A 25,458-nucleotide genomic window follows, 5' to 3' on the forward strand; every position below is an offset into this window, starting at 1 on the left:
GCTTTTTAAAAATTATTTTAAATAATTAATAATTTCCATACGTCATAGGAACATCTGCTCTATAAGCAGCGGCTGAAATTGCTGAACGTTCTCTTGATGTTATTAAACGATCTTTGTACCAGTAATAACTAAGTTTTGCTAATTCTGAAGTAAACTTTCTATGCAATGCACTGTAGTTTTCTCCATTGTACTCGGCATTTATTGCATCTAATAAGCTATTTAATTGATCCATCATGGTAGAACCATTACGCGCTTGTTGATTATCAATTCCAAAATAATTATCATAAATATGAAAATCTGGTGTAAAGTTTGAGTATGGATGTGCATCTTTCGCATCTACTACTCCATCATTATCATCATCGTCATCACAAGCATCTCCCATTCCATCTTCATCAAAATCTGCTTGGTTTTCATTGGCTGTAAACGGGCAATTATCGTACTCATCAGATACTCCATCATTATCGGCATCTGGATTAGATCTAATAGTAACTTTACAATAATCTAACGCAATATCATCGCCATTTTCATTAAATGTAATATTTATAATTCCGTCATTTGCAAAACTTGCTGCTTCTCCTGTAAACGTAAAAGTTTGCAAAATTACATCACATCCACTTGCACCATTAATTGTGAAATTATAATCATTACCATCAATGGTAATCACTGAAGCATTATTATCTGAAAAAGTTTCTCTTATTTCAATAGTAACCTCATCAGCTGTAAAGCCCTCTGAAATACTACTGGTAAAATTATGAGTCCAAGACTCAGTATGATCGCTAGAGTCAGTCATTTCTCTATCAAAAATTCCAAGATCTAAAATTGGATCACTCAAATTAAAATACGCACACGGCGGATTATTACTACCTCCATATCCAAAATTATCCTCATCACCTGCCAAACTTATAATTTCATTTACATCAACAGATCTATTAGAAATTATTTCTGCTTTATTAATTGTAAAAATTTCTTTGCTATTATTTTCATAATAGTAGCCTATAATTTTATTATTATCATCCTTAAAACCTATAATTTTATTATTCAATGAAGGTGAAATTAAAAGTAACTCTTTATTAAAATTAGTTGCATTTTCAGGTAAAATAACCGTCTCCTTTTCGCAACTCGTAAAAAAAGCACCACATAACAATGCTAATGTAATAATTCTTAAATGTTTCATGTTTAAATATTTTTTTGGTTAGAGCTATAAATAATTTTATAGTGTTTTTCTAATTAATTAAAACAAATTTATTGTTTTTTAACTTTAAATCTTATAAAATTGAATTAAAAAAAACAAATTGGCTTGTTTTTTGTATAAAACCCTAATTTTTAACAATAATTAGCACTATATTTTAAGTCAATCAAATAATGTTTACAATTTTTAACAATAAAAGCCTTGCTAATTAATAAATAGGGCTTTTATTCTAAAATAGATTTTTTTACTAAATCCTACTTTGATAGGTATATAAATCAAAATATCTTCCTTTTTTAGCAATCAATTCTTCGTGTTTTCCGCGTTCTACAATAGTTCCATCTTCAATAACTAAAATTCTATCGGCTTGTTGTATAGTACTTAACCTGTGTGCAATTACAAAGGTAGTTCTGTCTTTCATTAACAAGCCTAAACTTTTTTGAATATATGATTCACTTTCAGTATCTAAATTGGAAGTGGCTTCATCTAAAATAATAATTTTTGGATCTGCCAATAATGCACGTGCAATAGAAATTCGTTGACGCTGTCCGCCCGATAATTTTACACCGCGCTCACCAATTACCGTATCTAAACCTTCTTCAAACCGATCGGTAAATTCATTTACATACGCACCTTTAACCGCTTGTTGTAACTGTTCTTCAGTAGCATTTGGTCTTGGAAATAAAATATTCTCACGAATAGTTCCTTCGTATAAAAAGTCGTCCTGCAACACTACGCCTAGCCTACTTCTAAAACTGCTTAAATTTACCGTTGCTAAATCAATACCATCTAACATAACCGAACCTGAAATTGGATTTAAAAAAGTAGCTGCTAAACTTGCTATGGTAGATTTACCCGAACCTGAAGAACCCACCAACGCTGTAACACTACCTGCTGGTGCTTCAAAAGAAATGTTATGCAATACTTCTTTGTTTTCCTGATAGCTAAAAGAAACATTGTTAAAAACAATAGTTCCTTTAATTTCATTTAACACTACAGTTCGCTCTTCTGGATTATCCTCTTCAGCCATATTCATAATTTCCTGCGTTCTATCTAATCCTGCCATTGCCTCGGTAAGCTGACTGCCAATATTACTCATTTGTACAATGGGTGCAATCATAAACCCTAAAAACAAGGTAAAAGATACAAATTCACCATAAGTCATAGTGTTTTTCATAATAAAATAACCACCAATTCCCATAATTCCTGCCGACGCTAATCCTAATAAAAAGGTAGATGAACTTGTAATTAAAGCTGTTGCGGTTAAACTCTTTTTAACATTTAAAAACAAACGCTCTACGCCTTCTTCAAATGTTTTATTTTCCTGAGCTTCGGCATTAAAACCTTTAATTACACGCACACCATTTAAAGTTTCTGTTAATCTGCCGGTAACTTCGGCGTTTATTTTACCACGTTCTCTAAAAATTGGCCGAATATATCCGAAAGCTTTTAAGGCTACAAAAGCAAAAATACCTACAGGAACCAATACAAAAAAGGTCATAGTCGCATTAATTTTAATTAAGATGACTAATGATATAATTGCTGTTAAAGAACCGCCTATTAATTGTACCAAACCAGTTCCAACAATGTTACGAACACCTTCAACATCTGTCATAACTCTTGACACTAATGCGCCAGATTTTGTATTATCAAAATAACTAATTGGTAATGTTAATAGCTTTTTTTGAACATTGGCTCGTAATACAGAAATTAAATGTTGCGCCTCCACACTTAATAATCGTGTTAGCAAAAATGAGGTAACGGCTTGCAATAATATTGCACCACATACAAATAGCAGTAAGGTAGTTAATGTACTTGTATCTTTAGATGGAATTACGTCATCAATTAAACTTTTACTAGCGTATGGTAAAACTAAACCTGATAAACTTTTTATTATTATTAAAACAATTCCTATTAAAACTATAATGCGTCTTGGCCAAATAAATTCTTTTATAGCCCACGATAATGATACGTTATTTTTTTTCATAATTAGTTAGTAGTCTAAAATTAAGCCAAATATATACATTTGACAAATAGACAGCATATATAAACAATTAAATTAAAAAAAAGTATTTTCATTTTTTAGGGTTGCCAACATGTTTTAATTAAATTAGAACTATGAAAGCAGTAACCATTAAAGAAATTAAAACAGAATTGCAACACCTTTCTAATGAAGAATTAGTAAATGTATGCTTACAATTAGCAAAATTTAAAAAAGAAAATAAAGAGCTTTTAACTTATACATTATTTGAAGCTGCCAATGAAGAAGGCTTTATTGAAACTGTTAAAAGTGAAGCTGATATATTGTTTGACAGCATCAATACCAATTCTTATTTTTATATTAAAAAAAGTGTTCGAAAAATAGTAAGAATACTTAAAACAAATATCCGCTATTCTAAAAAGAAAGAGACAGAAATTGAACTACTCCTCTATTTTTGTAAAAAAATGTTGGAAATTAAACCTTCAATCAAAAATAATGTAACCTTAAAAAACATATATTTAAGAGAAAAATTAGCTATAAAAAAGAAGCTAACTAGCGTTCATGAAGATTTGCAATATGATTATACCCAACAATTATCTATACTCTCATTGTAAAAAAAACTGTATTGACATTTATCATAATTACTTTTCTATAAAAAACATACTTTAGCCATTGTATAATTACAAGCCCCGTATTTACAACAAACACCTGCTTATGAAGCACTTATCTTTAAAACTAGCTTTATTAATTATAGGTATCGGATTTTTAAGTTTCATTGGCTGGTTTTACAACATACCCTTTTTAACACATATTTCATCAAAATATTTACCTATTGCGGTTTTAGCTAGTGTATTATTAATTATATCTGGTAGTTTTTATGGTATTTATTTTTCTACCAAAAAAAGTAAATTTTTAAATACAATAGCAAACAGCTTAGCTGGTTTAACTTTTATAATTACTTTACTGAATGCAATTGATTTTTTATTCATACCGCAATGGAATTTTGAAAACGCCTTTTTTAATTGGGTTAGCACTCTTAAAAATGTTGAAAATAGTGTGCAAATTTCACCCATTGCTACACTACTTTTTTTGTGTTCAAGTGCGTCATTTTTACTGTATCAAATAAAACCCCTAAAAAAAATAACACTTCTTTTTTTAAAAGGATGTTTTTACATACAATTTATAGTAAGTAGCTTATTTATATTGGTATATATTGAGAATATTTCAACATTTTATTTAAACAATGTGTATTCATTAGCTTTTCCAACAGCAATTGCGCTATTTGTTTTAAGCATTTTACAATTATATTTATTAAAGTTTGATGTTTGGCCTTTTTATAACTTAAAAGGCAATTCTTTACAAAGTAAATTAATTCGTGCATTTTTACCAATATTGCTTTTTTTTATACTTATAAGCAATGGTATTGAATCTCATTTGGTTACTGAACATAACGAAAACTTCACCAACTCCATTTTATTATTTATTTCAATAACACTCATAATAATTAGTTATCAAATAATTTCTAAAAATGTAGAAAAAGAATTGAATGACTCCAAATCATTATACCAAAGTTTGTTTGATAATAGCACTGTAGGTTTGTACCAAACCACCCCTCAAGGAAAAATAATTTCAGCAAACCCTGCATTAATAAAAATGCTGGAGTTTGATTCTTTAGAGGATTTAATGAAAATAGATTTATCAAAAGGAAGCTACGTTAATCAAAAAAAAAGAGATGAGTTTATATCATTCATGGAAAAACTTGGTGAAATTAAAAACTTTGAAGTACAATGGTATACTAAAAATGGTACTATTATAACCGTTGAAGAGAGCGCCAAAGCTATTAAAAATAGTGAAGGAGAAATTATTAGATACGATGGCGTAGTTGAAAATATCTCAGATTTTAAAATAGCATTAACTAAATTAAAAATTAGTGAAGAGCAATTAAACTCGGTATTAGATATTAATGATATTGGGATTTGGAGTTTAGATTTAATTACCAATTATGCATCCAGGTCGCCACAACATGATAAAATTTTTGGTTATACTGAAGTGCTTGATGAATGGACCTTTCAAACATTTTTAAACCATGTATTTATATCAGATAAAGAATTTGTAACAAACACTTTTAATAAAGCAATTACTGAAGGTAAATCGTGGGATTTTGAATGCAGAATAGTTAAAGTAAATGGTGACGTGAGGTGGATTAGAGCTTTTGGAAATCATTTATTCAACGAACAAGGCAAATCAATTTCTATATCGGGTTTAATACAAGATATTACAGAAAATAAACTAAAAGAATTAGAAATTACAGAAGCTAAAAATGAATTAGAAGATGTTTTTAAAAACGATATTTCGGCAAATTTTACAACATCAGTGAAAGGTGAAATTATAGATTGTAACAGAACATTTCTTAAACTTTTTGGATTTTCAAGTTTAGAAGAACTAAAAAATATAGCTATTACAGATTTATTTAATGATTCTAAAAAAAGAACTACTTTATTAAGAACTATACTACTCAATAAAAAAGTATTAAATGAAGAAATAGTTTTTATTACTAAAAACGGCACTAAAATAAACTGTTTAATCAATTTAATAGGCGTTTTTGACTCCAACAACAAACTAATTAAAACTAGAGGATATTTGGTAAATATTACCAAACTTAAAAATGCTGAGTTACAACTAAAACAAAGTGAAGAACGCTTTAGGTTAGCATCCAAAGCAACCAATGAAGTTATTTGGGAACGCGATTTAATACATGAAACTTTTTGGCGTAGTGAAAACTTTGAAACGGTTTTTGGTTGGAATCAAGATGATTTTAAATTTACTAAAAACGACATAAAAGATATTGTGCATCCAGACGATTTAAAAAGAGTATCTGACAAACTAAATGCCTTTTTAAATAATGAAGACGAATACTGGGAAGACAATTACAGAATGCTAACCAAAAACGGCACCTATGCCTGTGTACATGACCGCGCATTTAAATTGAAAGATAAAAATAATGTCCCTATTAAATTTATTGGCTCTATGACCAATAAAACAGAAGAAATTTTACAAAAACAACAATTAAAAGAATCTGAAGAAAACTACAAGAACATTGTAGAAAACGCTTTAATTGGGGTGTATCAAACCGATTTAAAAGGAAACATTTTATTTACCAACCAATACATTAAAGACCAAAGTGGGTATGTTTTAAATGGTGAAATTGAAACTATCAATATTTTAGATTTATACGTACAGCCTAACAAACGAGATGAAATGTTAGCTACCCTGCAAAAAAATGGTTTTGTAAATAATTATGAAGTTGAGTTTTATACCAAAAACAAAGAAATTAAATATTGTTTAATGAATGCCAAATTATTTGAAAATAAAATAGTAGGCATGTTATTAGACATTACACAAATTAAACATCATGAACTAGAACTTTCTAAACTTTCAAAAGCCATCCATCAAAGTCCGGTTTCTGTGGTAATTACCAATTTAAAAGGTGAAATTGAATATGCCAATCCAAAAACATCAGAAACCACGGGGTACAGTTTTAATGAACTAGTTGGTAACAACCCTCGCGTTTTAAAATCTGGCGAAAAATCTCCCGAAGAATACAAAGAATTATGGAACACATTACTTTCTGGAAATGAATGGTTTGGTGAATTTCATAATAAAAAGAAAAATGGCGAATTATTTTGGGAAAAAGCATCCATTTCACCAGTATTAGATGCACATAGTAACATTACGCATTTTATTGCCATTAAAGAAGATATTACCAAACAAAAAGAAATGTTAGGTGAACTTACTATTGCTAAAGAAAAAGCGGAAGAAAGCGATCGCCTAAAATCAGCTTTTTTAGCCAATATGAGTCACGAAATTAGAACACCCATGAATGGTATTTTAGGCTTTTCAGAATTGTTAAAAACGCCAAACCTTTCTTTAGAAAAACAAAAAAAATATATTGAAATTATTGAAAAAAGCGGTAGCAGAATGTTAACCACTATTAATGATATTATTGATATTTCAAAAATTGAATCAAAATTAGTAACTATTTACAGTAAAGAAGTAAATATTAGTAAACAAATACAAGAAATTTATACCTTTTTTAAACCCGAAGCTACTAAAAAGGGACTAGAACTGGTTGTTTCAATCGACCCTAAATTAAGTGATTTAACCATACAATCTGATCCGGATAAAATATATGCCATTATTCAAAACTTAGTAAAAAATGCCATAAAATTCACCAAACAAGGTAGTATTGAAATTGGCTGCTTTTTAAGCAATAACAACTTGCAAATTTTTGTTTCAGATACGGGCATTGGCATTCCAACCGACCGTCAACCCCATATTTTTGATCGATTTATACAAGCTGATATTGAAGATAAAGAAGTATATGAAGGCTCTGGTTTAGGACTTACCATTTCAAAATCGTATGCAGAAATGCTTGACGGAACTATTCATTTAAAATCAATTTTAGGTCAAGGCTCTACATTTACTTTTATTATTCCTATAAAAAAAACAAATGAAAATATTGATAGTGATGCCAACAATACTAAAAGTTTAGCAACCTCTAAAAATAACACTAAACCTATTAATTTAAATATTTTAATTGTTGATGATGAAAGTTTAGTACAGTTATATTTACAAGAAATACTATTTAAAAAAGCAGCAAATTTATTAATAGCTTCAAACGGTGTTGAGGCATTAGAAATTTTTAAAGCCGATCCTGAAATTAACCTTATTTTATTAGATATTCAAATGCCAATTATGAACGGGTATGAAGTTGCACGTCAAATACGTGCATTTAATAAAGATGTGATTATCATTGCGCAAACTGCATTTGTTCAAACAGGCGATAGAGAAAAAAGTTTAGCGGCTGGTTGTAACGATTATATTTCAAAACCAATTAATCAAATTGAATTACTTGAAAAAATTGAAAAATACTTCTCTAAAAAAAACATACAATTATAGCTTCTGAAATTTCTAAAACATTCACTTAAAAAAGTTGGGCACTTTTAACGCAATAGTTGCACAACTATTTTTAAAAGTTGCACAACTATTGCATAGTTGCCTTCACGTAAAAAAATAATAGTCTTTTTAAACAAACTAAAAAGAAGCAATATAAAAACAAATACAATTTAAAAATAGCACGTTTTGCAATAATTTATACCTATATTTTTTTTAACTTTATAACTTGTTTTATAAAATTGCTTTCCTTTCCTTAATCATGAACGAAAAATATGTAACCCCTAATAATAGTACTTCATTAGCTGCCGAGTTATCAACTATTGAAAATGACACATCAATACAGTCCTTATTATTTTTCATGGCCGAAAAAGATGCTTATGAAAGCACTCTAATTTCTGCACTATTAAAAAATAGTTCGAAACCAATTATTGGTGGTATTTTTCCTGAACTTATTTTTAATGGAGAACGAAAAAACAAAGGTGTTTTACTTATGCCTTTAAACTTTAAGCTAACAACACAATTAATAGATTTATCTTTCACTTCCGAAGCGTTATTTTCACAACTAGAAACCGTGCAACAACAATCTACGGACCCAGATAGTTGCTTGTTTGTATTTATGGATGCTTTTAGTAGCGGTAAAGAAATTTTAACAGAAACGTTGTTTAATTTTTTTGGCATAAACCCAACATATATTGGAGGTGGCGCAGGTTCATTAAAATTCAACCAATTTCCTTGTATTATAAATAATAATGGAGTGCATAAAAATGCTGCTGTAATTGGTTGGGCAAAAAAACATATTAATTTAGGCGCAGCACACGGATGGAATTCAATTTCAGCACCTTTAAAGGTTACCGAATGCACAAAAAATGAAATAAAAAGCATTAATTGGAAACCTGCTTTTGAAGTGTATAAAGAAATTGTAGAACCACATTCTGGAATGCAATTTACCAACAATAACTTTTTTGAAATCGCAAAATCATACCCTTTTGGTATTTCAAAAATAGATGGAGAAAAAGTAGTTCGCGATCCTTTTAAAACTACTGATAACAATATTCATTTTATTGACCAAATTGAAGAAGGTTCCTATGTTGAAATACTGAATGGCAACATCAAATCATTACTTAACGGAGCTAAAAGCGCTATAAATAAATCCATAAAAAACCATACTCACAAAAATCATGAAACGGTTTTTTGTATAGATTGTATTTCAAGAGTATTGTATTTAAACAATCATTTACAAGATGAACTAAATATTGTGAGCCAACACACCAAAGCTTCAGGAATATTTTCTATTGGCGAAATTGCCAATTCCGATTCAATTTTAGAAATATATAATAAAACAATAGTAACTGCTATATGGTAGCTAGAAATATACAAACAGAAATATTGTTTGAATTGGCAATTAATTCAACAGGAGAAATGAATGAAGCTGCGTTGCTAAAAAAAATCATTCCACTATATCTAAGAAAATTAAATTGTTTTTTGGCTGCTGTACTTAAATTTAACGAAAATGAATTAGAGGAATCTATTTTAATTCCTTTTGTTGCAAAAAAATCAGAAGAATGGCAACACCTTAAAAGTTCATTAATAAAAAAATTTCAAGAGAATGATTCGCCTTGTGAACTTTTAAAAATAAACGCTAATAATTATTATAGCTATCAATTAAGCAATTTTGGCTATCTTATTTTAGGTAGGAAAAAACCTTTTGATATTACTTTATTACATGAACTAAAACCCATAATTAACCATTTAGGTAAAAATTTAAACATAACGCATGAAATATCACAACGTAAAAAAGCAGAAAATTCATTACGCATTAGTGAAAAAAACTTACAAACCCTTTCAAAATCAACTGCAGCAAGTATTCTAATATATCATAAAAAAAATATAATCTATGCAAATCCTGCTGCATCAAAATTAACAGGTTACTCAAATAATGAATTACTTGAAATGCAAGTTCGCGATTTGGTCCAGCCAAAATTTGTAGATTTTATTATTGAAAACAATCCTAATAACCCACATAAAAACAACAAAAAATTTGATTACGAAATTTCTATTCTTAAAAAAAATAAGAAAGAAAAATGGATAGATGTAAAAACTGGTATAATTGAATGGGATGGTTTAGAATGTGGAATTATTTCGGCTTTTGATATTACCCAAAGAAAAAAAGTTGAAAAACAATTGATAAAAGCAAAAGAAAATGCGGAAAATAGCGAACGCTTAAAATCGGCATTTTTAGCAAACATGAGTCACGAAATTAGAACTCCAATGAATGGTATTTTAGGATTTACAGAGCTTTTAAAAGCACCGAACTTACCTATTGAAAAACAACAAAAGTTTGTTGAAATTATTGAAAAAAGCGGCGAACGTCTTTTAAATTTAATCAACAATATTGTTGATATTTCAAAAATTGAAGCAAACCTCATGAAAACCTTATTGGTTGATGTAAATATTAATGAGCAGTTAGATTATTTGTACACTTTTTTTAAACCTGAAGCTACTGCCAAAGGAATTGAATTAAATTATAAAAAAGGACTGAATAATAATCTAGCAATTCTAAAAACTGATCGCGAAAAATTATATGCAATTTTATTAAACCTTATTAAAAACGCCATTAAATACACAAATTCTGGTACTATTGAATTTGGGTATCAGTTAATACAAGATTCACCCACACAAAGCATCGAATTTTATGTAAAAGATACTGGAATTGGTGTTCCAAAAAACAGACAAAAAGCAATTTTTGAACGTTTTATACAAGCCGATATTGATGACACAAATGCTTTACAAGGCGCAGGTTTAGGATTGTCAATTTGCAAAGCATATGTATCAATGTTAAAAGGAAAAATTTGGATAGAAAGTTCTACCAAAACTGGTTCAACATTTTATGTTACACTTCCTTATATTTCAAATACTAATAACACAAATTTAATTGTTGATACAAAAAATAAAATCCACAGTAAAAAGCTACATATAAAAACTTTAATTGTTGAAGATGACGAAACGTCAAAACTTTTAGTTACCACTATTTTAAACCCAGTTACAAAAAATATTTTAACCGCCAGTAACGGGCTGGAAGCTGTTGAAATTTGCAAAAAAAATACAGATATTGATTTAATTTTAATGGATATTAAAATGCCATTTTTAAATGGTTTTAGCGCCACTAAACACATAAGAAAGTTTAATAAAAATGTGATTATTATTGCGCAAACAGCTTATAGTTTAGAAGGCGACAGAGAAAAAGCTTTAAAAGCTGGTTGTAATAATTATATTTCTAAACCTATAAACAAAGAAGAATTGTTTGAGTTAATTGACAATTATTTTAGTTAAAACTACGGCAAGTGATACATTATGCCATTGTGATATTATTACTCAATAAAGAAAAACTACGCAGATTCTCAACTTCGCTCAAATTGACAATGAATTGTTGTATCAAAAAAAACACTCCAATAAAAGCACATGAAATTTAACGCCATCTTAACTTTAAGATAGTATATTTGCACATTTAATAAAAATATGAGTTACACACTGTTATCATCTCCTTTACAAGGATTTACAGATTATAAGTTTAGAAATGCCTTTCATAAATTGTTTGGTGGTATTGATACATTTTATGCACCATACATAAAATTAAATGGCACTTTAGCTATTAAAAAATCATACCAGCTCGATTTATTACCTGAAAATAATACGGCTATAGCATTGATTCCACAAATTATGACCAATGATGCCAACGAATTTTTATTTGTTGCCAACTTTGTTCAGCAATTGGGTTATAAAGAATTAAATTGGAATTTAGGTTGTCCGTATCCAATGGTAACCAAACGAGGTTTAGGTGCTGGGTTAATTTGTGATGCTCCTAAAATAAAGGATATTTTAACCAAAGTTCACAATGAATCAGATATATTGGTATCTATGAAAATGCGAATGGGTTATGAACATCCTGAAGAAATTTTAGAGGTTTTTCCTATTTTAGATACGTTTCCATTAAAAAATATAGCCATTCACGCACGCATTGGAAAACAACTGTATAAAGGAGGTGTAAATTTAGATGCTTTTGAAACGTGTTTAAAAAACACCAAACATCCTATTTATTATAATGGTGATATTACATCGGTTGCTAGTTTTAAAAAAATGCAACAACGTTTTCCGAGCGTAGATCATTGGATGATTGGTAGAGGTTTAATTGCAGATCCTTTTTTACCAAGTATGATTAAAAATAATACAACTGCATATCCTGAAAATAAATTGGAGTTACTTCAAGAATTTCATCAAATATTACTGGATCAATACCGCGAGTCGTTATCTGGTGATCAACATTTATTACTAAAAATGTCGAGTATTTGGGAATATTTTGCAGGCTTATTTAACAATCCACAAAAAACTTTTAAAAAAATTAAGAAAGCAAAAAGTTTTAAAAACTATCAACTTGCTGTAAACGAAATTTTTACTACTGAAAAAGATTTGATTTTTAGAAAAAGTTAGGGTTAAAATAACAACTGTGTTTCAGGTATTCAGAACGCCTGTTCGAGTATTTTTTATGAAGTAAAAAGAAATAATAAATGTTTTGAAAACCAAATTCAATAATTTTTCTATTCTCGATACGATTTCCTATTGAAAATCACTCGAACTGACAAAAAATTACGTCAACCTAAACCTGTTTCAGGTTTGCACAGTAGTTGATTCTTGATTTGATGAGATGTTGAAAATTGAAGATTCAGCGCAGCTAAATAAATTCAGAATAACAATTCATAAAAAGCAAACTAATTTCTTCTAGTTCTCCTCTCAGCTTTATCTTTATTTCTTTTAAAATTAAACAATCGTTTAAAAAATCCATCAATTCCTTTTTCCTGATAAGACTCTGTTGTAATAGCGTTATAAACATCATCAGAAATTTGAAATGGCACAAAATACGATGTATTTAAAGTAGTATTTCCTTCAATTTTTTTAAGAATTTCACCAGCAATTGGCAACGCTAAAGAAGCTCCTGCCCCATTTCCGCTATAAAAATGCACATTTGGAGTTGATGCTCCAACCCAAGTTCCTACCACTAAATTAGGTGTATACGCTACAAACCAAGCATTGGAATAATTTTGGGCAGTTCCTGTTTTACCAGCTAAAGCCGCTTTTAATTTAAATTGATTTCTAATTTTAGTTCCTGTTCCTTCATTAATGGCTTTTTGTAAAATTGCAGTAATTGTTGCTGAAGTATTTTCACTAAAAACAGGTTGTGGTTTTACGGCTTCATTTTCATATAAAACAACCCCATTTTTATCGGTTATTTTTTCAATTAGTAGCAACTCATTTAAATCGCCTTTATTAGCAAACGTACCGTATGCTTTTACAATTTCTTCTAATGAAACATCTAATGTTCCTAAAGCTACTGATGGTTGATTAGTAGGGAAAGTTGTAAATCCTAATTTTTTTGTAGTGTTTAATAACTTTTCACCACCTAAATTAAAATACAAATCAACAGTAGGTATATTCATAGAATTTGCCAATGCATACCAAAAAGCAACTTTCTGATCAGGTGTAGATTGATGATCAAAGTTTTGCGGTTTCCAGTTTTCATATTCCGGGTATTCTTTTTCTTCGTTTTCTAAATACAAGGTTGGTTCAAATCCATTTTCTAAAGCAGTTGCATATAAAATGGGTTTAAAAGTAGATGCTATTTGTCGATGCGATTGTACCAAATTAAAGGGTAAAACGCTATAATTATTTCCACCTACATAACCCAAAACCGCACCATTTTTAGGATTGGTAATTAAAACCGCTGCGTGTAACATTTTATAATAATGCCACAAACTATCTAATTTGCTTATATTTTTTATGTTAACACCTTCAATATCATAAATTTCTACATTTCGTTTTGTTAGATCGTTTTCGTTAAAATTTTCTCTTTTCTCTTGATTTTGATACCATTTTTTTCTAAAATTAGTGCTAGATAATTCATCATCTAACTTTGGCTGCATTTTTTTTAAATGATTTTTTACAGCAGCCAAAGCATATTTTTGAATTTCCATATTTAAGGTGGTGTAAATTTTAAGTCCGTCTTGTTCTAAATGATAGGTTTTGCCAGTACTAGCTTCAACTTTCTTTAAAATTTCAGCACTTTGCTTTTCTACCTGATATACAAAATATCCTGCCGGTGCAAAGACTTCAAAATTTTCATATTTTAATTTTAAAGGCAACTTTACAATACTATCAACTTGTTTTTTAGATAAATAGCCTTCATTACCCATTAAATGTAATACTAAATTTCTTCTTTTTATAGATTTTTCAGGATACAATCGAGGACTAAAATTGGTTGTAGCTTTTAATAAACCTATTAAAACCGCAGCCTCCTGAATTGTTAATTTATTAGTTGTTGTATTAAAATATCTATTTGCTGCCGCTTCAATTCCAAAAACATTTTCACCAAATGGCACTGAATTTAAATATAGCAACAGCAATTCTTCTTTACTATAAATGGTTTCTAAACGTGAAGCAATAATAATTTCTTTTGTTTTATTTACTGGCATACTTAATATTCCGTACGCATCACGTCCATATAAATTTTTAACCAATTGCTGTGTTATAGTACTGCCTCCACCACTCGATTTTTGCAATAAAATACTTTTGATAAAAACGCGTAAATAACTTTGTGTATCTACGCCATTATGCTGAAAAAAGCGTTTATCTTCTGTAGCAATTAAAGCATTTTTAACGTGCTCTGGCAATTCTTGCCAAGAAATATTGGTACGGTTCTTTTCAAAAAATTTACCTATCAAAATCTTATCTGAAGAAAAAACTAAGGAAGCCTGATTGGTACTTATAGATTGTAATTGTTGCTTATTTGGTAGTTTACCAAAAACACCTGTATATACTAATATAAAAAAAAGCGCTATAAAACAAGAAACAGTAACAAGTGCTATTGCAATATATTTAACGCCCTTTTCAATAAAACGTTTTACGTCCTCTTTTTCAATCATAAATTAGATTTTCTAATTACAGTAACGCAATATATTATTTAAAATTCTATGGAAAAAGAATAAAATAACCTTTTGGGTGTAGTTTTTATAACGCAAGTTCAAGCGTATTGTTAGGGCAAGTGCATTCGAGACCTTGCTTTTATATCTTAAATTGACTTCTCAACTGCGCTAGAAGTGACAATATTCGACTGCATTTGCCCTGAAAATACTCGATTGTGCTTGAAGTGGCAATACTAGTATTTAAAAAATACTAGTAATAATGATTTTTATACTTAAGAATTTAACTATTAAATAGTTCGTTTATCTTTTTTGTTCTGAAAGCAAAAATTTCAGCTAATTTATTTTTAATCACCCATGTATTTAACAAGTTCCCAAACCAACCAAATGGCGGTTTATAGGTAACAATATCTGTCATTAATACGCCGTTTTCAAAAGGTTCAATTTTATGTTGATGATGCCATATTGCATAAGGTCCAACACGTTGTTCGTCTACAAAATAAACACCTTCTTGCACATGTGTAATTTCTGTAAGCCAGTTTAATTTTATTCCTGCTAACGGACTAACTTTATAGCCAATAATCATTCCTGGATACATTGTTTCAGTCAATCCTTTGGTTACCACTTGAAAACCCATATATGGCGGAGTAATTACTTTTAAATTATTTGGAGATGAAATAAACTGCCAAACTTCTTGCATTGTTGCGTTTATTTTTTGCTGACTTTTAAACTGAAAATAGCTCATTAATTTGTTAATCTTTTAATCATACCATTAAATATAAATGCGTGAAATGGCAACACGCTATACCAATACAGCCTACCTAAAACACCTAAAGGTCTAAAAGTTGCTGTTTGATGTAACTGATTATTTATAATTTTAAATTCTAGCCAAGCTTCACCTGGCAATTTCATTTCTGCATATAACAACAATCGTTTTGTTTTTTTGTTTGCATCTAATACGCGCCAAAAATCTAACGAATCACCTACATGTATATCTGTTGCATTTTTTCTGCCACGTTTTAAACCTGCTCCACCAAAAAGTTTATCAATAAAACCTCTTATTCCCCACAATACATTACCATAATACCAACCTGTTTCACCACCAATAGACCAAATTCTAAAAAGTGTTTTTTCTTCATCTTTCACTTTTGCTATTCTACTATCTTTAAAACAGCCATAAACCGGCACTTCTATTAATTTTGAAACACCCTTTAATAATTTTTTACTTGATTGTGCATCTGTCCAACTGGATGCCACACTTTGTTCATCAATTTTTTCAAAAGCTAATTCTACCGCTTCTTTATAGGTTAATAATTTAATTCCTAAACGTTTCGCCAAATCATTTTTACTACAAATGACTTCAACTTTCATACTGTCTACCAAATGACTAGCCAGTTTATAACTGGTTGATGTTACAAAATATAACCAATACGACGAGAGTTTAGGTGTCATAATTGGTAAACAAATAATGGTTCTTTTTAGTTTTCTAACTTCAGCAAACTGCAGAAGCATTTGCTTGTAGGTTAAAATTTCTTCACTTCCTATATCAAAACTTTTAGAATATGCATATTCGTATCCTAAAACACCTATTAAAAAATCGAGCACATTCCGTATTGCTATGGGTTGTGATTTGGTATGTAACCATTTAGGAGTAATCATAAATGGTAATTTTTCTACCAAATCTCTAATAATTTCAAAAGAGCCACTACCAGAACCCACTATAATTCCTGCTTTTAATGTTGTTAATTGAAACTTACCTGTAGCTAAAATAGTTTCAACATTTTTACGTGAACTTAAATGTTTAGATAATTCTTCTTCATTTACAATACCACTTAAGTAAATTACTTGTTTTACCGAAGTTAAAGGCATATAGTTTTTAAAATTAGTAGCTGAAATGGTTTCTAATTTTTCGAAATCATCTTCTGAAGCTGCCATTGAATGAATTAAATAATAAGCAGCATTGATATCTTCAGGAATATTTTTTAAAGTTTTTGCATTTAAAAAATCTACTTCAACAACTGATATATTTTCTGAATTAAATTGAGTGGTTGAAAATCTATTTTTATCACGTACACAGCACACCACATGATGTCCTTTATTTAACAATAAAGGAATTAATCTTTTGCCAATATAGCCAGTTGCGCCTGTTAATAGAATTTTCATATTTATTTTTATTGGTAAGATACGCATTTTAATAAAAACAAGGAAAAACAACTAGTGCTTTTCCCTGTTCCACAATTAACTACAAAACTTCATTTATTAAATTAAGGTAAAAGAACTTTATCAATTACGTGAATTACGCCATTTGAAGCATTTGTATTTACACCGATGATTGATGTATTTGTATTAATTTTAAAATTTGTTAAATCGAAGGTTAATTTTGCACCATTGGCTGTTGGTAACATATTGTTAGCATCTACAGCACCAGCCACATCTTTATCAAAAGCTTTTGCCGGAACTACATGATATGTTAACACTGCAATTAACGTGTCTAATGGAATATCACTTAAACTATTCCAAGCTGGATTGCTATCTAATAATGCTTGAAAAGCAGCATTTGTTGGTGCAAAAACTGTAAATGAGCCATCACCACTTAATACATTAATTAAATTTTGTGCTGCAGTACCTTCATTAGCAGTACGTGTTAAGGCTGCAACTAACGAGGTAAATTCACCTGAAGCTGTTAATGCAACTGCTGTTTCAACTAAATTACCTGTTGGAGGTAATAAAACTTTATCTATTACATGCACAACTCCTGATCCAGATTCTATATCAACCGCTACAATTTCTGTATCACCATTTATAAAGTTTCCAGAATCTACTAATGAAAACCATAACTTTGCACCATTTAAAGTAGCTGCATCTCTTGGAATTCCACTGCTTAATACTTTAGCACCAACAACGTGGTATGTTAAAACACTGGCAATAGTTTCAGCACTTAACGCATTTAAATCTAACCCTGATGCTTCAAAAGCAGCATTTGTTGGCGCAAAAATGGTTAAATTTGGTGTGGTTAATAATGCATCCACCACATTAGCTTTTGCTGCTGCTGCAATTAAAGTGGTAAAACTTTCGCTAAAATAAGCTGGTTCTAATACAGAATTTACAAAAGGTGCAATTGTTGGCGGCACTAAAACTTCGTTAATAGTATGTATTACTCCGTTAGTTGCTACCACATCAAAAGGTGTTATAACCGTTGCTGAGTTTACTTTTATACCACCATCTGTAGTTAGCATAATATCTTCACCCGCTAAAGTTGAAACATTTCCTGCGGTAACATCACCAGACATTACTTCGCCTTGTACTACATGGTACAATAGTATTTTTTCTAATACCGATGCTGGAACATCATCTATACTTGTTTGACCGATAGCTGCTAATAAATTATCAAAAGCTGCGTTGGTTGGAGCAAATACTGTAAAATTTCCCGAAGCTTGCAAAGCATCTACTAAGTTGGCTTTGGTTAATGCTGCTGCTAACGAAGTAAATCCGTTTGCTTGTGCAATTTCTACAATATTTTTTGTTTGTGTGATTACGCCAATAGGCTCATTATCATTATCATCATTACATGATGTAAATACGAATGTAACCGCTAGCAGTAAAACTGAAATGTACTTAAATTTTTTCATTGTCTAATATTTTTTAGTTAATAGTTGGACAAATATATAATTTATTTTTTATTTTGTGCAAGTTTTTTTATTTTTTTGTTAGACATTTGTTGAATTTTAAGAATATTTTAGGATATTTGCAGAAAATAAATCACATTTGTTTAACAAATTACACGCTAAAACTTATACATGGAAACCTATTCAATGACACAAGTTGAAACTCTTACGGGTATAAACGCACACACCTTACGTATTTGGGAACGACGCTATGATTTTATGAAAGCACACAGAACCGATACAAATATTAGATATTACTCTGGTGAGCAACTAAAAACATTATTAAATGTTGCCATATTAACAAGAAACGGCTATCGGATTTCTAAAATTAACAACATGAGTTTTGATGAAATTCACAAACTTGTTGCTGATATACAATTAAATAACCCTGGAAACAACAATGATGATATTCATTTATTAACAGCTAGTATGTTGGAATATAATGAAGAAGCATTTGAAAAAATATTTCATAAAAACGTATTAAGAAAAGGTATTTTAAATACTATAAGCGAACTTATTTATCCATTTTTAAATCAGGTGGGCGTATTGTGGGGCACCAACAAAGTATCACCTCCACAAGAACATTTTATCTCGAATTTAATTCGACAAAAAATTATTGCAGCTATTGATTCACTTCCGCTTCCACTACAAAACTCTCCTACAATAGTATTGTTTTTATTAGAAGGAGAAGATCACGAGTTAGGCCTACTACTCTCTAGTTATATAGCAAAAGATTTAGGTTGGAGTGTTGTTTATTTAGGACAACGAATGCCTTCAGAAAATATGAACGATGTTGTATTACAAACAAAAGCTTCTGTTTTATTAACAATGCTTACCACGCCTAGATCTGACAATTTTATTGAAAAATTAGACTTTATTTCAACAAAAACAAATACCACAATTTTGTATTCTGGCAACCCAAACTTTACTGATATAATTAAAGATAAAACAAACTTTCAGTATCTACCTTCACCAGAAGCCTTCATCAATTTTTTAAAGAATTTTCCTTCTTAAATAGCCGTTTTACACCTTATTAACTTTCATCTAAAACTAAAATTTTTATTAAAATTACGGAATAGATGAAAGTTTTTTTGTGTTTTCTATTTTTTTGTTTAACTTTGTTTAACATTTTATTAGACATTTAAAATTTATACTCATGAAAACTACTACTACTAACAATTTTGACTTAATTACCATTGATGAAATTGGAGACAACCATTTATATACAACCTTAGAAACTCCAATGAAAAAGAATGCACACAAACTTTCTGACACAGAAAAGAAAGAAACTATCTCCTATTTATTTAGAGAAATTATGGATGTGCTTGGATTGGATTTAACCGATGATTCTTTAAAAGGAACTCCAGATCGCGTTGCAAAAATGTATGTTGATGAGATTTTTGCTGGCTTAAACCCAAAAAATAAACCAAAAATTGCGTTGTTTGACAATAAATACCAATACAACCAAATGTTGGTTGAAAAAAATATTACGTTTTATTCAAATTGCGAACACCATTTTGTACCAATTTTTGGGAAAGTACACATTGCTTACATTTCATCTGGGAAAGTTATAGGCTTATCAAAACTAAACAGAATTGTGCAATATTTTGCGCTAAGACCACAAGTACAAGAACGTATGACTATGCAAATTGGAAAGGAATTGCAAGAGATTTTACAAACTGATGATGTGGCTGTAATAGTTGATGCCAAACATTTATGTGTGGCTTCACGCGGTATAAAAGATGATACATCTGCTACAGTGACCACTTTTTATGGCGGTGCATTTAACAATCAACAAAAAATAGCCGAACTTCAAAATTATTTACAATAAAAAATTAGTTACTATGAAAACTATTGTAATTATAGGCGGAAGTTATGGTATTGGCAAAGCTATTGTGAAAGAAACTATAGCAAATCATCATATTATAAATATTAGCAGAACTGAACCTGCATTAAAACATAGTAACTTAACACACATAACCTGTGATGTTTTAAACGATGTATTGCCAGAAATTGAAACTATGGATGCTTTAATTTATTGTCCGGGAAGTATTAACTTAAAACCCATAAACAGCTTAACCGAAACCGACTTTGAAACTGATTTTAAAATTAATGTATTAGGCGCAGTAAAAGTGATAAAGCAGTATTTGAAAGTTTTAAAAAAATCGGAAAAAGGTACAATATTATTATTTAGTTCGGTTGCTACAACTTTAGGAATGCCTTATCATGCAAGTGTTGCAGCCTCAAAAGGTGCTGTGGAAGGTTTAACAAAATCATTGGCTGCAGAATTAGCACCTAACATTCGGGTAAATGCGATTGCGCCTACCATTACCGAAACACCTTTGGCTTCAAAAATATTAAGAACTGATGCCATTAAAGATACTATAAATAACAAACATCCGCTAAAGAAATATTTAGCTGCAGATGATGTTGCTAAACTCGCTGATTTTTTAATTTCAGAAAAATCTTTGGCTATTACAGGACAAATTCATAAAATTGATGCAGGATTAGTTTCTATAACTTCGTAAAAACAACACCATGAAAAAAATAATATACTTTAGTTTTCTATGCCTTTTAACAATATCTTGTAAAAACAATGCGCAAGAAAAAAAAGAAGCTACAAACCTTAAACAAACTATTATGCAACCAAAAACGCCTATTTACACTATTGCTATTAATAATTTAAACGGTGATCCTATAAATTTAGCCGATTATAAAGGCAAAAAAATATTGTTTGTAAACGTTGCCTCGGAATGTGGATTTACACCTCAATACAAAGATTTACAAGAATTGCACAAAACCTATGGCGAAAAATTAGTGGTTATAGGGCTACCTTGTAATCAATTTGGCGAACAAGAACCTGGAAGCGCTTCGGAAATTCAAGATTTTTGTTCTAAAAATTACGGTGTTGAATTTTTAATTACTGAAAAAATTGATGTAAAAGGCGCAAATCAACACTCTTTATACGCTTGGTTAACTAACAAAGATTTAAATGGTAGCAAAAGTTCTACTGTAAAATGGAATTTTCAAAAATATTTAGTTGATGAACAAGGTAATTTTATAGACTTTTATTACAGCATTACCAATCCTTTAGCTACTGAAATTACATCAAAAATATAAATAATATATAGTTATTTTTAAACTATAAAAAGTAACTAAAAGTTAATCATTTCATTAAAATTATTTTTCAGCAACATTTATTTTATAAGCTATATTTGCCAAATATTTTAGCTGATACATGGAAGAAGAAAAAAAGAAGATTTTAAAATTAGATTTATCTATTTTTGAAAATAATGGCAAAAAAGATTTTGTTCAAATTATTAGAAACAACAAAGATAAAACTGTAAAAGCTTTCGATTTTTTTATGGATGGTATTAAAAATGAAGCTTCAGATTCTAAGGAAACACGCCGTATTTTAATTCACTATATCGCTAAACAACAACTATCTTAAAGAAGAAGAATTGCACTTAAAAACACGTGTGTACGATATTTTAAAAAAATTGGGTATTGGCGTTCCGTTTATGTTAATTCCCGGAGCAACCTTACTAATTCCGTTTATTTTAAAAGCTGCAGAAAAAAAAGGGATTAATTTATATCCTACCAACTTTAATGGGAAACTAAAAATTGAAAAGTGATTTGCCTCTGTTGTTTTGAACATTGAAAAACTTACTTTAAATCTAATACACCAATAACGTTTTTATTTCTTTTGATAAATCTTTATTTTTTAGTATTTTTGAAATGCTATGAAAAATTTATCAGAAACATTACCTACCATTTTATTAAAAAAAGTAGTACATCGTGGTCAACTACAATTATTGCTTGTTTTTAAGTATCATCCATTACTAATAACCTCCATTAAAAATATTAAAGGCTATACATGGAGTAAAACATTACGCGGTTGGTACACTGAATTTTCTGCAGAAAATTTAACCATTTTAAAAGACACATTAAAAAACAAGGTTACTTTTACTATAGATGCAAGCATTTATAAACCAATTACACTTAAAATTCCAAGAGAAAAAAGAGTGATTACCGACGCTAACAAAAACATAATTAGACTGTATACAAAGTATTTACAAGGAAAACGCTATAGCGAAAGTACAGTTAAAACCTATTTTACCTTTATAGCAGATTTTTTTCATTATATAAAAGATAAACCTATTGTTGAACTTAATAATAGAGATGTAGAATTATTTATTGAAGATGTTTTTGTACCTAGAAAAATGAGCATTAGCAGTCAACGACAATTAATTAGTGCTATAAAATTATTTAAAGCATTTTACCCAGAATGCCAAATTGAAGAAGTGAAATTAACACGACCAAAAAAAAGCAAAATATTGCCTACCGTTTTATCTAAAGAACAAATTATAGATTTATTACGATGTACTAAAAACTTAAAACACCGTGCCATTTTAGCAATGATTTACTCTGCTGGCTTGCGGATTAGTGAATTATTAAATTTAGAATTACATCATATAGATATTGACAGACGACAAATTATTGTAAAAAATAGCAAAGGCCGCAGAGACAGAATTGTAATATTAGCAGAAAGCTTTATACCATTATTATTAAATTACATAAATAGTTACAATCCGAAGAAATATTTTGTAGAAGGTGTTGATGATGAGAAATATAGTGCCGAAAGCATCCGATCATTTTTACGAAAATCGTGTATTAACGCAAATATTACGAAGCGAGTTACACCACATACCTTGCGCCACAGTTATGCTACACATTTATTAGAAAACGGCATTGATTTACGTTATATTCAAGAATTATTAGGACATGCCAAACCAGAAACCACCATGATTTACACACACGTAAGTAAAAAAGATTTATTAAAAATAGAAAGTCCGTTAGATTTAGCTTTAAAAGGAATGGTAGATCAAAACAAAACAACAGACTTACCAAGGCTATCTGGAAATTATTAAAATTACCATTTTTAATGGTATTTGATTAAATATTTTATTAAAAAATAAAAAACGAAAACCTATTTTTATTATATTTGAATATAAAACAAATTGCAAACCCAAAAACAAACATAAAACATACGTTTATCCGGAAAATAGTAATAATAAACAGTTAATATTGTTTGGATATAACAAGTTGGCTGTAATTTGAAAAATGACGAGAAAAGACATTGAAATAGGATTTTGGAGATTTAACGATGGATTTTGGTCAAACCCAATGAGAATTGAGGATACCGAAATTTATGACACTGAAAGATTAATTGTTGAAGTTTCAACGTTAAATCAAGAAGTTCGGAATTTATCTGCATCCAAAAAACGAGAATTAAGACGAGTTTGGGCAGAAACACTTCCTAAATTAGACAATGTAAAATACTTAATGACAACTCACCAAATTGACCAAGAATTCTTTGAGGCGATTTGCGATATGAAAAATTTAGAAGGACTTTATATAAAGTGGGGAAAAGTAGAATCTCTTAATAGTATTTCGAAATTAGAAAATCTTAAACATTTATATTTTGGAAGTAACCCAAGAATAAAGTCAATAGATGGAATTTATAAATTGAATAATTTGGTAACACTTGAATTAGAAAATTTCCAAAACTGCTCTGATTTAAATAAAATAGAAAAATTAAAGGAACTGCAAAGTCTAAATATTGTTTCTTCTATTGATGGTCCAAGAATAAAATTTGAAAACCTAGAGTTTCTAAGTCAATTAATAAATTTAAGAGTTTTAGGGTTAGATGTTAGTTTAAAAGAAAAAAAAATTGAACCAATCTTGAAATTAAAGAATCTTGAAAAGTTGTGGATTCCTGACCATCTTTATAAAAAATACGACAAAAAAGAATTGAGAAAGAACTTTAAAAATCTGAAATACGGAAACTTAAAAAAATAAAAACTACAGCCAACACCGGCTATAGTTCATTGCTTCTGACTTTCCTCGCGGAAAGTCCTCGCAAATTTGCTATCTTCGGTTTATGGCGGAAAATCATAGCTGATTTTCACGCAACGAAACCATAGCCAAACACGTTAGCAACTATAAAATCCGAACACTATGATTGAATCAAGATATTGGAAAAAAGAACTTCTTGATTATGCCAAATCATTGAAAAATCAGAAAGAGATTAAAAGATGGAGTGAAAAATCCCAAGTAATATTTGAAAAAGATTTAATTATAAACTTCTTTATAATAAGAAAACTAATTGAAACCAAAAGAATATCTGACAGCCTCAGGCAAAAAAAATATAAAATAAAAGCATATCCTAAAAATTCAATAAAGTTGACAGAATTAAATTCATTTGAATTTGATGAATTATACAAACTTGAAAAATTTGAGATTAAAGAAAAAAACATTAATTTTATTTGTAATCAGTTAATACACAGTTTGACAATATTTGCTTTCAGAGAAAATAAAAAATGGAATAATGTAATAATGTGTTCCGACTTTGAAAAAAATAAATGGATATATAAAATTGACTTGAAAACGATTATTGAAATATTAACTGATTTCGGAAACAACTATCCAGAAAATATCACTTTAATCTATAATGAATCGAAACAAGATTATGATATGAAAATTGAATAAAAAAAACAGTTGCTAACACCTCATATAATTTATGCTTAAATTTGAACTAGTACAAACTGACAAACATTCAACAAACGATTTGCTACGTCCGAAAAATCTCCGATTTTCCAGTCGCACAAATCATATAAAATCACGTTACCCACAAGCTGA

Annotated in this window: 20 protein-coding genes; 14 read left to right on the forward strand and 6 right to left on the reverse strand. The window is 29.4% G+C overall.

The genetic code is table 11. The features are described 5' to 3' along the window. Window positions 1-25: 25 nt before the first annotated feature. Together BM335_RS14820 and BM335_RS14825 are read right to left on the reverse strand one after the other, a co-directional pair. Entirely contained in the window at window positions 26-1,174 is a 1,149-nt protein-coding gene (locus BM335_RS14820; RefSeq protein ID WP_090230307.1) for a thrombospondin type 3 repeat-containing protein, read from the reverse strand. 262 nt (window positions 1,175-1,436) lie between these two features. Continuing rightward, complete coding sequence (locus tag BM335_RS14825) at window positions 1,437-3,173, reverse strand: ABC transporter ATP-binding protein (RefSeq protein ID WP_090230311.1); 1,737 nt, start codon at window positions 3,171-3,173, stop codon at window positions 1,437-1,439. A 131-nt stretch (window positions 3,174-3,304) separates the two neighbouring features. On the opposite strand from BM335_RS14825, the gene BM335_RS14830 reads away from it, so the two are divergent. The 5 genes from BM335_RS14830 (at window position 3,305) to BM335_RS14850 (ending at window position 12,608) form a co-directional block, all read left to right on the forward strand. Then, window positions 3,305-3,781: a hypothetical protein gene (locus BM335_RS14830; RefSeq protein WP_090230315.1), complete on the forward strand. Its 477-nt coding sequence runs from the start codon at window positions 3,305-3,307 to the stop codon at window positions 3,779-3,781. 100 nt (window positions 3,782-3,881) lie between these two features. Then, window positions 3,882-8,126 carry a PAS domain S-box protein gene (locus BM335_RS14835; RefSeq protein WP_090230319.1) on the forward strand — a complete coding sequence of 1,415 codons (4,245 nt, stop codon included), beginning with the start codon at window positions 3,882-3,884 and terminating at the stop codon, window positions 8,124-8,126. Window positions 8,127-8,382: 256 nt separating this feature from the next. After that, window positions 8,383-9,486, forward strand: a complete 1,104-nt coding sequence (locus BM335_RS14840) for an FIST signal transduction protein (protein WP_090230322.1) — start codon at window positions 8,383-8,385, stop codon at window positions 9,484-9,486. After that, window positions 9,480-11,453 (forward strand): ATP-binding response regulator, encoded by a 1,974-nt coding sequence (locus tag BM335_RS14845; RefSeq protein ID WP_090230327.1) that lies wholly within the window; start codon window positions 9,480-9,482, stop codon window positions 11,451-11,453. The genes BM335_RS14840 and BM335_RS14845 overlap by 7 nt, the downstream gene beginning before the upstream one ends. 186 nt (window positions 11,454-11,639) lie before the next feature. Beyond that, window positions 11,640-12,608 (forward strand): tRNA dihydrouridine synthase, encoded by a 969-nt coding sequence (locus BM335_RS14850; RefSeq protein WP_090230331.1) that lies wholly within the window; start codon window positions 11,640-11,642, stop codon window positions 12,606-12,608. 278 nt (window positions 12,609-12,886) lie between these two features. Here the strand turns inward: BM335_RS14850 and BM335_RS14855 are convergent, their stop codons facing one another. The 4 genes from BM335_RS14855 to BM335_RS15980 form a co-directional block, all read right to left on the reverse strand. Further along, window positions 12,887-15,094, reverse strand: a complete 2,208-nt coding sequence (locus BM335_RS14855; RefSeq protein ID WP_090230334.1) for a transglycosylase domain-containing protein — start codon at window positions 15,092-15,094, stop codon at window positions 12,887-12,889. Window positions 15,095-15,374: 280 nt separating this feature from the next. Continuing rightward, window positions 15,375-15,836, reverse strand: a complete 462-nt coding sequence (locus BM335_RS14860) for an SRPBCC family protein (RefSeq protein WP_090230337.1) — start codon at window positions 15,834-15,836, stop codon at window positions 15,375-15,377. Continuing rightward, the gene (locus BM335_RS14865; RefSeq protein ID WP_090230344.1) at window positions 15,836-17,254 is read right to left on the reverse strand and encodes an SDR family oxidoreductase; all 1,419 of its coding nucleotides are present in this window, start codon (window positions 17,252-17,254) and stop codon (window positions 15,836-15,838) included. The genes BM335_RS14860 and BM335_RS14865 overlap by 1 nt, the downstream gene beginning before the upstream one ends. Window positions 17,255-17,355: 101 nt before the next feature. After that, the gene (locus BM335_RS15980; protein ID WP_090230349.1) at window positions 17,356-18,720 is read right to left on the reverse strand and encodes a fasciclin domain-containing protein; all 1,365 of its coding nucleotides are present in this window, start codon (window positions 18,718-18,720) and stop codon (window positions 17,356-17,358) included. Window positions 18,721-18,888: 168 nt separating this feature from the next. On the opposite strand from BM335_RS15980, the gene BM335_RS14875 reads away from it, so the two are divergent. From BM335_RS14875 to BM335_RS14910, 9 genes are all read left to right on the forward strand, one after another. Then, a complete protein-coding gene (locus BM335_RS14875) occupies window positions 18,889-19,770 on the forward strand; it encodes a MerR family transcriptional regulator (protein WP_090230353.1) in 882 nt (293 codons plus the stop codon). Between the two features lie 142 nt (window positions 19,771-19,912). Further along, window positions 19,913-20,587: a GTP cyclohydrolase I FolE gene (folE, locus tag BM335_RS14880; protein ID WP_090230357.1), complete on the forward strand. Its 675-nt coding sequence runs from the start codon at window positions 19,913-19,915 to the stop codon at window positions 20,585-20,587. A 13-nt stretch (window positions 20,588-20,600) separates the two neighbouring features. Further along, window positions 20,601-21,284 (forward strand): SDR family NAD(P)-dependent oxidoreductase, encoded by a 684-nt coding sequence (locus tag BM335_RS14885; protein WP_090230362.1) that lies wholly within the window; start codon window positions 20,601-20,603, stop codon window positions 21,282-21,284. A 112-nt stretch (window positions 21,285-21,396) separates the two neighbouring features. After that, complete coding sequence (locus BM335_RS14890) at window positions 21,397-21,876, forward strand: glutathione peroxidase (RefSeq protein WP_245780685.1); 480 nt, start codon at window positions 21,397-21,399, stop codon at window positions 21,874-21,876. A gap of 118 nt (window positions 21,877-21,994) precedes the next feature. After that, entirely contained in the window at window positions 21,995-22,207 is a 213-nt protein-coding gene (locus BM335_RS14895; RefSeq protein ID WP_090230369.1) for a hypothetical protein, read from the forward strand. 10 nt (window positions 22,208-22,217) lie between these two features. Next, window positions 22,218-22,391: a hypothetical protein gene (locus BM335_RS15775; RefSeq protein WP_177219225.1), complete on the forward strand. Its 174-nt coding sequence runs from the start codon at window positions 22,218-22,220 to the stop codon at window positions 22,389-22,391. Window positions 22,392-22,499: 108 nt separating this feature from the next. After that, window positions 22,500-23,687 (forward strand): tyrosine-type recombinase/integrase, encoded by a 1,188-nt coding sequence (locus tag BM335_RS14900; protein ID WP_090230374.1) that lies wholly within the window; start codon window positions 22,500-22,502, stop codon window positions 23,685-23,687. Between the two features lie 193 nt (window positions 23,688-23,880). Further along, window positions 23,881-24,618 carry a leucine-rich repeat domain-containing protein gene (locus BM335_RS14905; RefSeq protein ID WP_090230377.1) on the forward strand — a complete coding sequence of 246 codons (738 nt, stop codon included), beginning with the start codon at window positions 23,881-23,883 and terminating at the stop codon, window positions 24,616-24,618. A gap of 159 nt (window positions 24,619-24,777) precedes the next feature. Further along, a complete protein-coding gene (locus tag BM335_RS14910) occupies window positions 24,778-25,308 on the forward strand; it encodes a hypothetical protein (protein ID WP_090230385.1) in 531 nt (176 codons plus the stop codon). Window positions 25,309-25,458: the final 150 nt, after the last annotated feature.

It is taken from the genome of Lutibacter maritimus (assembly GCF_900116115.1).
Lineage (GTDB): Bacteria > Bacteroidota > Bacteroidia > Flavobacteriales > Flavobacteriaceae > Lutibacter > Lutibacter maritimus.

Excerpts from the sequence above, each read along its gene's own strand:
- BM335_RS14820 (WP_090230307.1), bottom strand. The coding sequence starts at position 1,174 with ATGAAACATTTAAGAATTATTACATTAGCATTGTTATGTGGTGCTTTT.
- BM335_RS14825 (WP_090230311.1), bottom strand. The coding sequence starts at position 3,173 with ATGAAAAAAAATAACGTATCATTATCGTGGGCTATAAAAGAATTTATT.
- BM335_RS14830 (WP_090230315.1), top strand. The coding sequence starts at position 3,305 with ATGAAAGCAGTAACCATTAAAGAAATTAAAACAGAATTGCAACACCTT.
- BM335_RS14835 (WP_090230319.1), top strand. The coding sequence starts at position 3,882 with ATGAAGCACTTATCTTTAAAACTAGCTTTATTAATTATAGGTATCGGA.
- BM335_RS14840 (WP_090230322.1), top strand. The coding sequence starts at position 8,383 with ATGAACGAAAAATATGTAACCCCTAATAATAGTACTTCATTAGCTGCC.
- BM335_RS14845 (WP_090230327.1), top strand. The coding sequence starts at position 9,480 with ATGGTAGCTAGAAATATACAAACAGAAATATTGTTTGAATTGGCAATT.
- BM335_RS14850 (WP_090230331.1), top strand. The coding sequence starts at position 11,640 with ATGAGTTACACACTGTTATCATCTCCTTTACAAGGATTTACAGATTAT.
- BM335_RS14855 (WP_090230334.1), bottom strand. The coding sequence starts at position 15,094 with ATGATTGAAAAAGAGGACGTAAAACGTTTTATTGAAAAGGGCGTTAAA.
- BM335_RS14860 (WP_090230337.1), bottom strand. The coding sequence starts at position 15,836 with ATGAGCTATTTTCAGTTTAAAAGTCAGCAAAAAATAAACGCAACAATG.
- BM335_RS14865 (WP_090230344.1), bottom strand. The coding sequence starts at position 17,254 with ATGAAAATTCTATTAACAGGCGCAACTGGCTATATTGGCAAAAGATTA.
- BM335_RS15980 (WP_090230349.1), bottom strand. The coding sequence starts at position 18,720 with ATGAAAAAATTTAAGTACATTTCAGTTTTACTGCTAGCGGTTACATTC.
- BM335_RS14875 (WP_090230353.1), top strand. The coding sequence starts at position 18,889 with ATGGAAACCTATTCAATGACACAAGTTGAAACTCTTACGGGTATAAAC.
- folE (WP_090230357.1), top strand. The coding sequence starts at position 19,913 with ATGAAAACTACTACTACTAACAATTTTGACTTAATTACCATTGATGAA.
- BM335_RS14885 (WP_090230362.1), top strand. The coding sequence starts at position 20,601 with ATGAAAACTATTGTAATTATAGGCGGAAGTTATGGTATTGGCAAAGCT.
- BM335_RS14890 (WP_245780685.1), top strand. The coding sequence starts at position 21,397 with ATGCAACCAAAAACGCCTATTTACACTATTGCTATTAATAATTTAAAC.
- BM335_RS14895 (WP_090230369.1), top strand. The coding sequence starts at position 21,995 with ATGGAAGAAGAAAAAAAGAAGATTTTAAAATTAGATTTATCTATTTTT.
- BM335_RS14900 (WP_090230374.1), top strand. The coding sequence starts at position 22,500 with ATGAAAAATTTATCAGAAACATTACCTACCATTTTATTAAAAAAAGTA.
- BM335_RS14905 (WP_090230377.1), top strand. The coding sequence starts at position 23,881 with ATGACGAGAAAAGACATTGAAATAGGATTTTGGAGATTTAACGATGGA.
- BM335_RS14910 (WP_090230385.1), top strand. The coding sequence starts at position 24,778 with ATGATTGAATCAAGATATTGGAAAAAAGAACTTCTTGATTATGCCAAA.